This is a genomic window from Streptosporangium saharense (genome assembly GCF_014203715.1).
Lineage (GTDB): Bacteria > Actinomycetota > Actinomycetes > Streptosporangiales > Streptosporangiaceae > Streptosporangium > Streptosporangium saharense.
Map to the genome: position 1 here is coordinate 685,577 of NZ_JACHJP010000002.1, position 16,452 is coordinate 702,028.

Annotated in this window: 1 protein-coding gene and 1 pseudogene; both read left to right on the plus strand. The window is 73.6% G+C overall.

All coding sequences use genetic code 11. From position 1 onward, the window contains the following. Window positions 1-215 precede the first annotated feature (215 nt). On the plus strand, window positions 216-7,931 hold the full coding sequence (locus tag FHS44_RS12130; RefSeq protein WP_184714060.1) for a type I polyketide synthase: 7,716 nt from the start codon (window positions 216-218) through the stop codon (window positions 7,929-7,931). Window positions 7,932-8,057: 126 nt separating this feature from the next. Next, a pseudogene (locus FHS44_RS12135) lies at window positions 8,058-16,448 on the plus strand (type I polyketide synthase); the annotation flags it as partial. Between the last annotated feature and the right edge of the window lie 4 nt (window positions 16,449-16,452).

Genomic DNA, 16,452 nt, shown 5'->3' on the forward strand with positions numbered 1-16,452 from the left:
CACCGCCCGCCGGAGCGACTCCGGCCGGTGAAAGGCCGTTTCTCCCACGGCCGCGCGATCTCGTCACATTCTTGCCGACCCGCCATTTGATTACGGCGTCCGCTGGGCGGCCCGCATTCGCACCACAACTCCCGGAGTCAGGTCTCCGCCATGCCGAGCCGATATTCGGGGCGCACACGGAACGAACAAGGCACGACAAGAGGCGGATTCTCACAATGGCAGGAAACGAGCCCGAGAAGAGCACGCGGTTGGGGAAGCGCACCGGGGAGGCGATCGCGGTCATCGGGCTCGCCTGCAGGCTGCCCGGCGCGTCGAACCCCACGGACCTGTGGGAGCTGCTGAGGTCGGGACGCGACGCGACCGGTGAGCCGTCGCCGGACCGGCTGCGCGCCGACCCCAGGGTCGCGGGGCACCGGGGCGGCTTCCTCGACCACGTCGATCTGTTCGACGCCGGTTTCTTCGGCGTCTCCCCCCGCGAGGCCTCGGCCATGGACCCCCAGCAGCGGCTCGTCCTCGAACTGGCCTGGGAGGCGCTTGAGGACGCCGGGCTGCCGCCCGCCACGCTGGCGGGGACGGCCTCGGGGGTGTTCCTCGGCGCGATGGCCTCCGACTACGCGACCCTGGTGTACCGGAACGGCGCCGACGCGGTGACCCGGCACACCCTCGCCGGGCTGACCAGGGGCATCCTCGCCAACCGCGTCTCCTACGTCCTCGGGCTGCGCGGCCCGAGCCTGACTGTCGACACCGCCCAGTCGTCCGCGCTGGTCGCGGTGCACCTGGCCTGCGAGAGCCTGCGGTCGGGAGAGTCGACCGTCGCGCTCGCGGGCGGGGTCAACCTCAACCTGGTGCTGGAGAGCACGGTGACCGCCGACCGGTTCGGCGGCCTGTCGCCCGACGGGCGCTGCTTCACCTTCGACGCCCGCGCCAACGGCTACGCGCGGGGCGAGGGCGGCGGCGTGGTCGTGCTCAAGCCGCTCGACCGGGCGCTCGCCGACGGGGACGAGGTGCACGCCGTCATCCTGGGCAGCGCGGTCAACAACGACGGCGCGACCAGCGCCCTGACCGTGCCCGACGCCACGGCCCAGGAGGAGGTCGTGCGCCTGGCCGTGGGCAGGGCCGGGGTCGAGGGCTCCGCCGTACAGGTGGTCGAGCTGCACGGCACCGGCACCAGGGTCGGCGACCCCGTCGAGGCCGCCGCGCTCGGGGCGGCCCTCGGTGGCGGCCGTCCCGAGGGGCAGCCGCTGCTGGTCGGCTCGGTCAAGACGAACGTCGGCCACCTTGAGGGGGCCGCGGGCATCGCCGGGCTGCTGAAGACCGTGCTGAGCATCCGCAACCGCGAGGTGCCGCCCAGCCTCAACTTCGAGACCCCCAACCCGCTGATCGACTTCGAGGGGCTGAACCTGCGGGTCGCGGCCGGTGCGGCACGGCCCTGGCCGCGTCCTGAGGCCCCGCTCCTGGCGGGGGTCAGCTCCTTCGGGGTCGGCGGCGTGAACTGCCACGTCGTGCTGGGCGAGGCGCCCTCCGGCGCGCGGGAGAAGGCCGCGGTGGAACCGGCCAGGGCGGGCTCCGCCGTACCGCTGGCGCTGTCCGGCAGGACCCCCGCGGCGCTGCGCGCGCAGGCGGCGCGGCTTGCCGACTCCCCCGCGCTCGACGGGGACCCCTCCGACGTCGCGTTCTCGCTGGCCACCACCAGGACCGCGTTCGACCACCGGGCGGTCCTCCTGGGGGCCGACGCCCGGGAGCTGCGGGAGCGGCTCAGGGCGTTCGGCGCGGGCGAGCAGGTCAGGGGTTCCGTCCAGGGCGTGACCCGCGAACCCGGCGGGACCGTGTTCGTCTTCCCCGGCCAGGGCGGGCAGTGGGCGGGCATGGGCAGGCAACTGGCCGAGTCCTCCCCGGTCTTCGCCGAGCACCTGCGGACCGTCGCCGAGGCCCTCGAACGGCACGTGGACTGGTCCCTGACCGACGTGCTGTGGGAGGTGCCCGGAGCGCCCTCCTTCGACCGGGTCGACGTCGTCCAGCCCGCGCTGTTCGCGGTCATGGTCGCGCTCGCCCGGCTGTGGGAGTCGTTCGGCGTCCGCCCCGACGCCGTGATCGGCCACTCCCAGGGCGAACTCGCCGCCGCGGCCGTGACCGGGGCGCTGTCCCTCGACGACGCCGCCGCGATCGTGGTGCTGCGCAGCCAGGCGCTGGCCGCCATCTCAGGACGTGGCGGGATGGCCTCGCTGCCGCTGCCCGTCGAGCGGGTCCGCGCCGAACTCACCCGCTGGGAGGGGCGGCTGAACATCGGCGCCGTCAACGGCCCCGACGTGACCGTGGTGTCCGGCGACGCCGACGCGCTCGACGAACTCATCGCCCACTACGAGGCCGAGGGTGTTCCGGTACGGCGGGTGCGGATCGACTACGCCTCGCACTCGGCGCACGCGGAGGCGGTGCGGGACCGGCTGCTGGAGTTCCTCCCCCGGTACGGCGCGCACCCCACCGACGTCGCGTTCTACTCCAGCGTCACCGGTGGCCTGCTCGACACGGAGACGCTCGACGCGGACTACTGGTACCGCAACCTCAGGCAGACCGTCGAGTTCGACCGGGCGGTGCGGGGCGCGCTTGCCGACGGTCACACGGTGTTCGTCGAGGTCAGCCCGCACCCGATCCTGTCCGTCGGACTCGGGCGGATCCTGGAGACCGCCACGCCCGCCGCCGTCGGCACGGTGACGGGGACACTGCGGCGGGACGACGGCGACGTGGACCGGTTCCTGCGCTCGCTCGCCCATCTGCACACGAACGGCGTCCCCGTCGACTGGACGGCCGCGCTGCGTCCCGGCGCCCGGCGCGTCCCCCTGCCGCTGTACGCCTTCCAGCGCGACCGCCACTGGATCGGGGTCACAGAAAAAGCCGTGGAGACGGCAAGGCCGCCGGGACAGGCCCGGGAGTTGCTCGACCTGGTCGTCGCCGCGACGGCGGAGGTCCTCGGCCACGACGACCCGGGAGGCGTCGAGGCGGGCCGTACGTTCAAGGACCTGGGGCTTGACTCACTGGGCGCGGTGGAGCTGCGGGACAGCCTGTCCTCGGCGACCGGCCTGACGATCCCCACGACCGTCACCTTCGACCACCCCACCCCGCTCGCCCTGGCCAGGCACCTGGAGGCGACGGCGGAAGGCCGTACCGAGGACGTCCCCGAGGACCGCGAGCAGGTGTGGGAGAACGAGCCGATCGCGCTGGTCTCGATGGCGGGGCGGTGGCCGGGCGGTGCCGACACCCCGGAGGCCCTCTGGGACCTGGTCCGCGAGGGCACCGACGCGATCAGCGCCTTCCCCGCCAACCGGGGCTGGGACGTGGACGCGCTCCACGACCCCGACGGCGTACGGCCCGGCACCTCGACCACCCGGCAGGGCGGATTCCTGCACGACGCCGACCGGTTCGACGCGGAGTTCTTCGGCATCGGCCCCCGCGAGGCAGCCGCGATGGACCCGCAGCACCGGCTGCTCCTTGAGGCCGCGTGGGAGGCCCTCGAACGGGCCGGGATCGTCCCCGCGTCGCTGAAGGGCAGCCGCACCGGCGTGTTCGTCGGGCTGACACCGCAGGACTACGGCCCCCGCCTGCACGAGACCGGGGAGGGGGCCGAGGGATACGCGCTGACCGGCACCACGGCGAGCGTGGCCTCCGGCCGGATCTCCTACGTCCTGGGCCTTGAGGGTCCCGCGGTGACCGTGGACACTGCCTGCTCGTCCTCGCTGGTCGCGCTGCACCTGGCGGTCCGCTCGCTGCGGTCCGGGGAGTCGGACCTGGCGCTCGCGGGCGGGGTGACCGTCATGTCCGCTCCCGGGATGTTCACCGAGTTCTCCCGGCAGGGCGGGCTCGCCCCCGACGGCCGCTGCAAGGCATTCTCCGGGGCGGCGGACGGCACCGGCTGGGCGGAGGGTGTCGGCCTCCTGCTGGTCGAGCGCCTTTCCGACGCCCGGCGCAACGGGCACCGCGTGCTGGCCGTCATCCGGGGCACCGCCATCAACCAGGACGGCGCCTCCAACGGCCTCACCGCGCCCAACGGGCTCGCGCAGCAGCGCGTCATCCGCCAGGCGCTCAGGGACGCCGCCCTCACCGCCACCGACGTGGACGCCGTCGAGGCCCACGGCACCGGAACCACCCTGGGCGATCCGATCGAGGCGCAGGCGCTCATCGCGGTCTACGGCAAGGACCGGCCCGCCGACCAGCCGCTGTGGCTGGGGTCGCTGAAGTCCAACATCGGCCACACCCAGGCCGCCGCCGGGGTCTCCGGGGTCGTCAAGGTCGTGCAGGCCCTGCGGGAGGAGGTCCTGCCCAGGACGCTGCACGCGGAGCGGCCCTCCGAGCACGTCGACTGGGCCGGGGGCGGTGTCCGGCTGCTGACCGAGAGCCTTCCGTGGCCCCGGACGGGACGGCCCCGCCGCGTGGGCGTCTCCTCGTTCGGCATCAGCGGCACCAACGCCCACGTCATCATCGAGGAGGCCCCCGAGACGTCCCCGGCCCCGCGCGGCGGGACGCGGAACTCGCCGGTCGCGCTTCCCCTGTCGGCCCGCTCCTCGACCGCGCTGACGGCCCAGGCCGCCCGGCTCGCCGACCACCTGGAGAGCCACCCCGACCTGCGGCCCGAGGACGTGGGGTTTTCCCTGGCCACCACCCGGACCGTCTTCGAGCACCGGGCTGTCGTGCTCGGCGACACGTCAACCGACCTGGCCAGGCGGCTGCGCTCCCTCGCCGTCACCGGTGCCTCGACGGGCAGTCCCAGGGTGACGTTCCTGTTCACCGGCCAGGGCAGCCAGCGCACCGGCATGGGCCGCTCCCTCTACGAGACCTACCCGGCCTTCGCCGAAGCCTTCGACAGGGTGGCCGCCCTGTTCGACGCCTATCTGGACGTCCCGCTGCGCGAGGTCGTCTTCGACGCGGCCCACGAGGCGTTGCTCAACCACACCCTCTACACCCAACCGGCGCTGTTCACCCTGCACACCGCCCTGCACGCTCTGCTGGCCTCCTGGAACATCCACCCCACGGCGGTCGCGGGCCACTCCATCGGCGGCATCACCGCCGCCCACCTCGCCGGGGTCCTCAACCTGGAGGACGCCGTACGGCTGGTCGCCACGCGTGCCCGGCTGATGGACGCCCTGCCCGCCGGGGCCATGGCCGCCATCAACGCCCCTGAGGCCGAGGTCACGCCTCTGCTCGGGCCCGGCGTCACCATCGCCGCCCTCAACACGCCGACCTCGACCGTCATCTCCGGCGACATCGAGACCGTCCAGCGGGTCACCAACCACTTCAGCGGCCTGGGCCGCAAGACCAAGCACCTGACCGTCAGCCACGCCTTCCACTCCCACCACCTCGACCCGATCCTCGACGAGTTCCGGGAAGCGATCGGCGGCCTGACCTTCAACGCCCCGACCCTGCCGGTCATCTCCGACCACACCGGAACCACGCTCGGACAGACCGACCCCGCCTACTGGGCCGACCACCTGCGGCACGCCGTCCGCTTCCACGAGGTCATCACCACCGCCGCCCAGGACACCGACCTCTTCCTCGAACTCGGCCCGGACCCGGTCCTGACCGCCTTCGCCACCGAGACGGCCCCCGACACCCCGGCCTTCACCACCCTGCGCCGCGGCAGGCCGGAGACCACAACCGCCCTCACCGCCACCGCCCACCTGTACGTCAACGGCACCGACGTCACCTGGGCGGCCACCCTCACCGGGCGGCCGCAGGCCGTCGACCTGCCCACCTACGCCTTCCAGCGTCGTAGGCACTGGCTGGAGCTGCCTGTCTCCTCCGGAGGTGACGGCTCGCGGCAGGCCCGTTTCTGGGACACGGTCACCAGGGGCGACCTCGACTCCCTGGTCACCACCCTGGGCGCCGAGGGGGAACGGGTACGGGAGGCGCTGGGCACGGTCCTGCCCGCCCTGGCGTCGTGGCACGCCGCCGACGGTGTCCGGTCGGCCATCGACGCCTGGCGCTACCGGACCGTGTGGCGTCCCCTCGACACGGCGGCCTCGTCGCGCAGCCGTACCGAGGGAAGCTGGTTGCTCGTCCGACCGGCCGGGGTGGCGGCGGCGGCCTGGGCCGACGTCCTCGCCCGTGCCCTCACCGAGCGGGGAGCGCGGGTGGCGCCCGTGGTCGTCCAGACGGGAACTGCCGACGCCGAGGTCGCCGAGGTCATCGCCACGGCGCTGACCAACGCCCTGGAGCACCTGCCCTCCGGCGAAAGGGCGGTCACCGGGGTGCTGTCCCTGCTCTCCCTCGACGACTCCCCGCACCCCGAACACCCCGCGGTGCCGGGTGGGGCCGCCGCCGAGGTCGCGCTGCTCCGGGCCCTCGACCGGGCCGGGATCGGCGGACGGCTGTGGTCGGTGACCGGTGGCGCGGTCTCCACGGGTCCCGCCGACCCGGTCAGCCGTCCGGCCGGGGCGCTCGGCTGGGGTCTCGGCCCGGTCCTGGCCGCGGAGAAGCCCGAGCGGTGGGGCGGCCTGGTCGACCTGCCCGTGACGCCGGACCCGCGTGCCGCCGCGCACGCCGTCACCGCCCTGACCGGTCAGCGCGCCGAGTCGGAACTGGCGGCCCGCGCGAACGGCCTTCACGTGCGGCGGCTGGTGCCCGCGCCGCTCGCCGGAGGTGGCGTCCCCGTGCCGTGGAAGGCGGAGGGAACCGTACTGATCACCGGCGGCACCGGAGCCCTGGGCGGCCATGTGGCGCGTCGGCTGGCCGCCAACGGCACCCGGCACCTGCTGCTGGTCGGCCGCAGGGGGCTAGACGCGCCCGGCGCAGCCGAACTGGTGGCCGAGTTGACGGCCCTCGGCGCCCAGGTCACCGTCGCCGCCTGCGACGTCGCGGAGCGGGAGGCGCTGGCCGCCGTACTCGCCGCGATTCCCGCCGAGCACCCGCTGACCGCGGTCGTGCACACCGCCGCCGTGCTGGACGACGCGCTCGTCGACTCCCTGACGGTCGAGCGGATGGACCGGGTGCTGCGGGTGAAGGCCGGAGGCGCGCTGAACCTGCACGAACTGACCCGGGACCTGGACCTGTCGGCGTTCGTGCTGTTCTCCTCGGTCACCGGCACGCTCGGTTCCGCGGGGCAGGGCAACTACGCGCCGGGCAACGCCTTCCTGGACGCCTTCGCCGAGTACCGCCGCGCGGCGGGGCTGCCCGCCACGGCGGTCGCGTGGGGGCACTGGGACGGCGAGGGCATCGCCGACCCCGCCGCGAGGAAGCAGCTCACGCGCGACGGCTTCCCGCCGATGGCCCCCGGCCTGGCCGTCACCGCCCTTGAGGAGGCGGTCGGGCACGGCGAGACCAGGCTCCTCGTCAGCCGTGCCGACTGGACCTCGGTGCTCGCGGCCAGGCCGTACCCGCTGCTGGGTGAGCTTCCCGAGGCGGCGCGGAAGGCGGACGACGGCGCGGACCCCGAGCCGGAGCGGAACCTGTCGGACCGGCTGGCCACGCTGCCCGAGGCGGAGCAGCGGCAGACGGTCCGCAGGCTCGTCCGCGCCGAGGTGGCCGCCGTGCTGGGGTACGAGTCGGCGGCCGAGGTGGACGACCGTCGCGGCTTCCGCGACCAGGGGTTCAGCTCGCTGTCGGCGGTCGAGCTGCGCAACCGTCTCAGTCGGCTGACCGGTACGGCGCTGCCGAGCAGTCTGGTGTTCGACTACCCGACCCCCGAGGCGCTCGTCGAGCACCTGCACGGTGTCCTGGTCCCCGAGCCCGAGCCGCCGCTGACCGTGGCGCTGGCCAGGATCGACGAGCTGGAGGGCCTGCTGGCCGGGGTTTCCGAGGCGGACCGGCAGGACGTCGTCTCCAGACTGCTGCGGCTCCTTGAGGGGCCGCGTCCCGAAGAACCGGCGGCCGGATCCGGCGACCTCTCCGCCGTCTCCGACGACGAGCTCATCAGCTTCATCAGCAACGAACTCGGCATCTCCTGAAGCTCCCCTGTTCAGCCCGTGCGGAAGGCAAGACCTGTGAGTGACGACCAGATCCGGCATCTCCTCCGGCGTGTGACCGAGGAACTGCACAAGACACGTGAAGAGCTGCGCGACGTACGGGACGGGCAGCGGGAGCCGATCGCGATCGTGGGCATGGCCTGCCGCCTGCCCGGTGGCGCCGACACTCCCGAGCGGCTGTGGGACCTCGTCGCGAGCGGCGGGGACGCCGTCACCGAGTTCCCCACGGACCGGGGCTGGGACGTCGACGACCTCTTCGACCCCGACCCGGAGCGGACCGGTACCTCCTACACCCGGCACGGCGGCTTCCTGGACAGTCCCGGCGACTTCGACGCCGACTTCTTCGGCATCTCCCGGCGTGAGGCCCTGGCCAGCGACCCCCAGCAGCGTCTCCTGCTGGAACTCGCCTGGGAGACCCTGGAGCGCGCGGGCATCGATCCGCGTGCGCTGAAGGGGAGCCGCACCGGGGTCTTCGCCGGGACCAACGGGCAGGACTACGCGAGCACGCTCAGCCAGGTGCCCGAGGAGGTCGAGGGATATCTGATCACCGGCACCGCGGCGAGCGTGCTGTCCGGGCGGATCTCCTACACCTTCGGCTTCGAGGGTCCCGCGGTGACCGTGGACACCGCCTGCTCCTCGTCGCTGGTCTCGCTGCACCTGGCGGTCCGTTCGCTGCGGTCCGGGGAGTCGGACCTGGCGCTGACGGGCGGGGTGACCGTCATGGCGTCGCCGAGCACCTTCGTGGAGTTCTCCCGGCAGCGGGGGCTGTCGCCCGACGGCCGCTGCCGGGCCTTCGCGGCGTCGGCCGACGGCACCGGCTGGGCCGAGGGCGCGGGACTTCTCCTCCTGGAGCGGTTGTCGGACGCCCAGCGCAACGGACACCGCGTGCTGGCCGTCATTCGTGGCACCGCCATCAATCAGGACGGCGCCTCAAACGGTCTCACCGCACCGAACGGTCCGGCCCAGCAGCGGGTGATCCGCCAGGCCCTTGAGGACGCCGCGCTCGTTCCCGCCGAGGTCGATGCCGTCGAAGCCCACGGCACCGGCACCACCCTGGGCGACCCCATCGAGGCCCAGGCGCTCATCTCGGTCTACGGCAAGGACCGTCCCGTTGAGCAACCCCTGTGGCTGGGGTCGTTGAAGTCCAACATCGGCCACGCCCAGGCCGCCGCGGGCGTCGCCGGAATCATCAAGACCGTCCAGGCCCTGCGCGAAAAAGTCCTGCCCAAGACCCTGCACGTGGACGAGCCCACCCCGCACGTGGACTGGAGTGCCGGAACCGTACGGCTGCTCACCGAAAACGTCGCCTGGCCCGAGACCGGACACCCGCGCAGGGCCGCCGTTTCTGCCTTCGGGGTGAGCGGCACCAACGCCCACGTCATCATCGAGCAGGCCCCCGAGACCTCTCCGGCCACCCCGGAGCCGGGAACCGTCGGGGTGGTTCCGCTGGTCGTCTCGGCACGTTCGGCGGAGGCGCTGACGGCCCAGGCCGCCCAACTGGCCGACCACCTGGACGGTCTGAGGCCCGAGGACGTCGCCTACTCCCTGGCCACCACCCGCACCGCTTTCGAGCACCGGGCGGTCATTCTGGGGCGGTCGCGGCAGGAGCTCACGGACGGGGTGCGGGCGCTCGCCGCGAACGGCCACCACGGCGGGGTGACGACGGGCGTGGCGACGGGCTCCCGTGGGGTGGCGTTCCTGTTCAGCGGCCAGGGCAGCCAGCGCACCGGCATGGGCCGCACCCTCCATGAGACCTATCCGGCCTTCGCCGAAGCCTTCGACAGGGTCACCGCCCTGTTCGACGCCTATCTGGACGTTCCGCTGCGGGACGTCATCTTCGACCCGGCCCACGAGGAACTGCTCAACCACACCCTCTACACCCAACCCGCCCTCTTCACCCTGCACACCGCCCTGCACGGTCTGCTCACCTCCTGGGGCATCCACCCCGCAGCGGTGGCGGGCCACTCCATCGGCGGCATCAGCGCCGCCCACCTCGCCGGGGTGCTCAACCTGGAGGACGCCGTACGGCTGGTCGCGGTCCGTGCCCGGCTGATGGACGCGCTGCCCTCAGGGGCCATGGCCGCCATCAACGCCTCCGAGGCCGACGTCCTCCCGCTGCTCGGTCCCGGCGTCACCATCGCGGCGCTCAACACGCCCACCTCGACCGTCGTCTCCGGCGACATCGAGGCCGTGCGGAGGGTCACCGACCACTTCAGCGGCCTGGGCCGCAAGACCAAGCACCTGACCGTCAGTCACGCCTTCCACTCCCACCACCTCGACCCGATCCTCGACGAGTTCCAGGAGGCGATCGGCGGCCTGACCTTCAACCCGCCGACCCTGCCGGTCATCTCCGACCACACCGGAAAACCCCTCGTCCACACCGACCCCGCCTACTGGGCCGACCACCTGCGCCACCCCGTCCGCTTCCACGACGTCGTACGGCGGCTGCGCGAGGGGACGGAGCCGCCGGACACGTTCCTGGAGATCGGCCCTGACGGGACGCTCAGCGGGATGGTCCAGGAGACCCTGGGCGCCGAGGGCGTGAACGCGATCCCGGCGCTGCGCCGTAACCGGCCAGAGGACGTCGCCGTGCTCACCGCCGCCGCCCGGCTGCACGTGGGCGGTACCGACGTCACCTGGACCGCGACCCTCGCAGGCGCGCACCCCCAGACCGTGGAGCTGCCCACCTACCCCTTCCAGCGGGAACGACTGTGGATCGACGCGCCCCGCAGGAGCGCGGACCCCGCCGACCTCGGCCTCACCTCGGCCGGTCACCCGCTGCTGGGCGCGGAGGTACGGCTGGCCGACGGCGAGGGCACGGTGCACACCGGCACCCTGTCCACGGCAACCCACCCCTGGCTGGCCGACCACGCGGTGCTCGGCACGGTCGTCGTCCCGGGTACGGCCTTCGTCGAGCTGGCCCTGCACGCCGCCGACCACGCCGGGCACGACGGCGTCGAGGAACTCGTGCTGCACGCCCCCCTCGTCCTCGCGACCGGCGTGGCCGTCGATCTCCAGGTGATCACGACCACCTCTCAGGAGGCTCCCGGGCGGCGGTCCGTCGAGATCTACTCCCGGCCGACCGGGGGAACCGGCGACTGGACCAGGCACGCCAGCGGGGTACTCGCGGCCGGGGGAAGCACGGTCGTGGACCTCACGACGTGGCCGCCCCGGGACGCGCGGCCTCTCGACGTGGCGGACGCCTACGAGCGGCTGGCCGACGCGGGCCTGGGGTACGGACCGGCGTTCCAGGGGCTGCGGGCGGCCTGGCGCCGGGGTGAGGAGCTGTTCGCCGAGGTCACGCTGCCCGAGCCGTACGCGCAGGACGCGGCAGGTTTCGGGGCGCATCCGGCGTTGCTCGACGCGGCCCTGCACGTCGCCGCCCTGGAGTGGCTCGGTGACGATCCCCGGCTGCCGTTCGCCTGGAACGGGGTACGGCTGCACGCCTCCGGCGCGACCACGCTGCGGGTGCGCACGGTGGTCTCCGGTTCCGAGTCGCTGACCCTGCACGCGGCCGACCCGGCGGGGGCTCCCGTCGCCTCGGTCGAGGCGCTGCGGGTCCGCCCGGTCGGACGTGACCAGCTCCGGGGCGCGGCCCACGGTGACGCGCTGTTCCGGGTCCGCTGGGACGCGCTCACCGCCGAGGCCGCGGTGGACGGGGACCAGCGGTGGGCGGTGCTGGGTGACCCGTTCGCCGCGCCGAAGGGGGTCACGGTCTCGGCGTACGCCGACCTCGCCGCGCTCGCCGAGGCCCTCGACACCGGGACGCGGCCCTTCTCGCTCGTCGTCCTGCCGGTTGACGGCGGGGACGACCCGGTGGCCGGGGCGCATGACAACGCCGAACGGACGCTGGCCGTACTGCGTGAGTGGGTCGGTCAGGAGCGGTGGGCGGACGGGCGGCTGCTCGTGCTGACCCGGGGCGCCGTCGCCGCGGGTGCGGGCGACGTCGTGGACCTGACGGCGGCCCCGGTGTGGGGGCTGGCGCGTTCGGCGCAGACCGAGCATCCGGGGCGGGTGCTGCTCGCCGACCTGGACGGGAGCGACGCCTCATGGGCTGCCCTGCCGTACGGCGTGGCGACGGCGGTGGCCGTGGACGAACCGCAGGTGGCGCTGCGCGCGGGGTCCTTCCTCGTGCCCCGGCTCGGCCGGGTCTCCTCTGACGCCGGGGCCGAAAGGTGGGATCCCGAGGGGACGGTGCTGATCACCGGTGGCCTCGGCACCCTCGGCGCCACCCTCGCCCGCCACCTCGTCACCACCCACGGCACCCGGCACCTCGTCCTGACCGGCAGACGCGGACTGAACACCCCGGGAGCCGAACAGCTCAGGGCCGACCTCACCGAACTGGGCGCCCACGTCACCATCGCCGCGACCGACACCACCGACAGGCACGCCCTCACCGAGCTGATCCGGACCATCCCCGTAGAGCACCCCCTCACCGCCGTCGTCCACACCGCGGGCGTCACCGACGACACCCCGCTCTCGGCGCTCACCTCCGAACGGCTCCACCCCGTCCTCACCCCCAAGATCGACGGCGCGTGGCTGCTGCACGAACTCACCCGCGACCACTCCCCCGCCATCGTGCTCTTCTCCTCCGTCTCCGGACTGCTCGGCGGAGCCGCCCAGGCCCCCTACGCCGCCGCGAACACCTACCTCGACGCCCTGGCCGCCAACCACCCGGGGACGACCTCTCTGGCCTGGGGGCTCTGGGAGCAGGAGAGCGGCATCTCGGCGAGCCTCACCGCCGTGGACCGCGCCCGGCTCGCCAGGTCCGGGCTGCGTCCGCTGCCGACGGAGCAGGCGCTCGCGCTGTTCGACGCCGCCGTCTTCGGTGGCCACGGGGAGCGGCTGCTCGTGCCCTCCCCGATCACCACGCCCACGGAACCGGCCTCGCCGCTGCTGCGGGGGTTCGCGCAGAAGCGGCGTCCCGCAGCCCGGGCCGTGCGGGAGAGCGAGCAGGGGCTTGGCGCCAGGCTCGCCGAACTCGACGCCGCCCGACGTGGCGCGTTCCTGCTGGACCTCGTCCGTACGGAGACCGCCGTCGTCCTCGGCTTCCCCAGGCCCGGCGCCGTCCCCGCGGAACGGCCCCTCGTCGAGCTGGGCATCGACTCGCTGACCTCCGTCGAGCTGCGCAACCGCCTCAGCACCGCCAGCGGACTGCGCCTGCCCGCCACCCTCACCTTCGACCACCCCACCCCCCAGGCCATCGCCGACCTGCTGGAGCGGGAACTGGCCGGGCAGGTGACGCGGGCCGTGACCGTCGGCGCCGAGCGGACGGGGACCGGGTCCCTGGCCGACGACCCCGTGGTGATCGTCGGGATGGCGTGCAGGCTCCCCGGCGGGATCGAGTCGCCCGAGGCGCTGTGGCGGCTGGTCGAGAGCGGGAGCGACGCCGTCTCCGAGTTCCCCTCGGACCGGGGGTGGGACGTGGAGGAGCTGTACGACCCCGACCCGGACAGGGTGGGCAAGTCCTACACGCGTCACGGCGGGTTCCTGCGGGACGTCGCCGACTTCGACGCGGCGTTCTTCAACATCTCCCCCCGCGAGGCGCTCGCCACCGACCCCCAGCAGCGGCTGCTGCTCGAAGTGACCTGGGAGGCGTTCGAGCGGGCGGGCATCGACCCGCTCTCGCTGCGCGGCAGCCGTACGGGGGTGTTCGCCGGGATGATGTACCACGACTACGCGCCCCGGCTGCAGGAGATCCCGGGTGACCTGGAGGGATACCTGGTCAACGGCAGCGCGGGAAGCATCGCCTCGGGGCGGATCTCCTACACCTTCGGGTTCGAGGGCCCCGCGGTGACCGTGGACACGGCCTGCTCGTCGTCGCTGGTCGCGCTGCACCTTGCCGCCCAGTCGCTGCGTTCCGGGGAGTCGGACCTGGCGCTGGCGGGCGGGGTCGCGGTGATGTCGACGCCGACCACGTTCGTCGAGTTCTCCCGGCAGCGGGGTCTGTCCACGGACGGGCGGTGCAAGGCGTTCTCCTCGACGGCGGACGGCACCGGCTGGGGCGAGGGCGTCAGCCTGCTGCTCCTCGAACGGCTGTCCGACGCCCGCAGGAACGGTCACCCGGTGCTCGCGGTGGTGCGCGGCTCGGCGGTGAACCAGGACGGCGCCTCCAACGGGCTGACCGCGCCAAGCGGCCCCTCACAGCAGCGGGTCATCCGGCAGGCTCTGGCCAACGCCGGACTCGGCCCGTCCGAGGTGGACGCCGTCGAGGCCCACGGCACCGGCACGACCCTGGGCGACCCGATCGAGGCGCAGGCGCTCATCGCCACCTACGGCCAGGACAGGCCCCGGGAGAAGCCGCTGTGGCTCGGCTCGCTGAAGTCGAACATCGCCCACACCCAGGCGGCCGCGGGAGGCGCTGGCGTCATCAAGATGATCATGGCGATGCGGAACGGCCTGCTGCCGAAGACCCTGCACGTGGAGGAGCCAACCCCGCACGTCGACTGGTCCCTCGGGGCGGTCGAACTGCTCACCGAGGCCAGGCCGTGGCCGCGGGACGACCGGCCACGGCGTGCCGCGGTCTCCTCCTTCGGGGTCAGCGGCACCAACGCCCACGTGATCCTGGAGCAGCCGCCCGCCATCGAGGAACCCGTCGAGGAACCCGTCAAGGAGCCGGCCGCGCTGCCGTGGGTGCTCTCCGGGCACGTGCCCGAGGGGCTTCGCGGCCAGGCCGTCAGCCTCGCCACGTTCGTCGAGGGACGCGCCGAACTCGAACCCGCCGACGTGGCGCGCTCGCTCGTCACGACCCGCAGGACGCTCGCCGAACGCGCCGTCGTGGTCGGTTCGGGCCGGGAGGCGCTCGTCTCCGGGCTGCGCTCCCTCACCGGGGACGGCGCCCTGCCCGACCACGTGGTGCGCGGCACCGCCGACGTCGAGGGCAAGGTCGTGTTCGTCTTCCCCGGTCAGGGCGGGCAGTGGCAGGGCATGGCCGCCGGGCTGCTGGAGACGGCGCCGGTGTTCGCCGAACGGCTCACCGAGTGCGCCGCCGCGCTCTCCGAGTTCACCGACTGGTCGCTGCTCGACGTGGTGCGCGGCGCGCCGGGCGCCCCCGGTCTCGACCGGGTGGACGTGGTGCAGCCGGTGCTGTGGGCGGTCATGGTCTCGCTCGCCGAGCTGTGGCGCTCGTACGGCGTCAGCCCCGACGCGGTGGTCGGTCACTCCCAGGGGGAGATCGCCGCGGCCGTCGTGGCCGGGGGGCTCTCGCTGCGGGACGCCGCCAGGGTTGTCGCGCTGCGCAGCCAGGCCATCACGGCGCTGTCCGGCGACGGCGGCATGGCGTCGGTCTCGCTGCCCGCCGCCGAGGCGGAGAGCAGGCTCGCGGCGTGGGGCGGGCGGCTGTCCGTCGGCGTCGTCAACGGCCCGTCGAGCGTGGTGGTCTCCGGCGAGGTCGAGCCCCTGGTGGAGCTACTGGCCCAGCTCGACGCGGAGGGGGTGCGCAACCGCCGCGTCCCGGTCGACTACGCCTCGCACTCGGCCCAGGTCGAGTCCATCCACGACGACCTGGTCAAGGCGCTGTCGCCGATCGTCCCGCGCACCGGGACCGTGCCGATGCTGTCCACGGCCACCGGGGGCTGGATCGACACCTCCGGTCTCGACGCGGAGTACTGGTACACCAACCTGCGGCACACGGTGCGGTTCGAGGAGGCGACCAGGGCGCTGGCCGGGGAGGGGCACACGGTCTTCATCGAGGTCAGCCCGCATCCGGTGCTCACCGCGAGCGTCCACGAGACGCTGGACGCCGACGACGGGCCGCCCACGCTGGTCACCGGGACACTCCGCCGCGACCAGGGCGGGTTCGACAGGTTCCTGACGTCGCTGGCCGAGGCGTTCGTCCGCGGCGTCCCCGTCGACTGGACGGTCGCGCTCTCGGGAGCCGGTTCGCGCCGGATCGAGCTGCCGACCTACGCCTTCCAGCGGTCGCGCTACTGGCTCGACGCGACGCGCTCCTCCGGAACCTCCTCCGAGGTGGCCGTGAGCGTCTCCGCCACGACCGTCTCCCAGGCCGACAGGCTCACCGGGCTCGACCCGCAGGAGCGGCGCGAAGCCGTACTGGATCTGGTGCGGACCGAGGTCGCGGCGGTGCTGCGGCACTCCGACCCGGAGGCGGTCAACACGACAGCGGCCTTCCGTGAGCTGGGTCTCGACTCGCTGACCGCGGTCGATCTGCGCAACCGGCTCAGGACGGCCACCGGGCTGCCGCTTCCCACCACGTTGATCTTCGATCATCCGACTCCGGCCGCGGTGACCGGCCACATCCTCACCCTGCTGCCCGACACCGAGGAGGCCGCCGCGGCCGTCTCACCGCTCGCCGCGCTGCGGCGCCTTGAGGAGGCGCTGTCCGGCGAGTACGGCGAGCGGGCCGAGATCGTGGCCCGGCTGCGTGCCCTCGTGACGCGTCTCGACGTGGTGGCGGCCGTGAGCGACACGGATGACGAGGAGATCGACCTCGACTCCGCGACCGACGACGAACTCTTCGACCTCCTGGACAGGGGCTGATCCA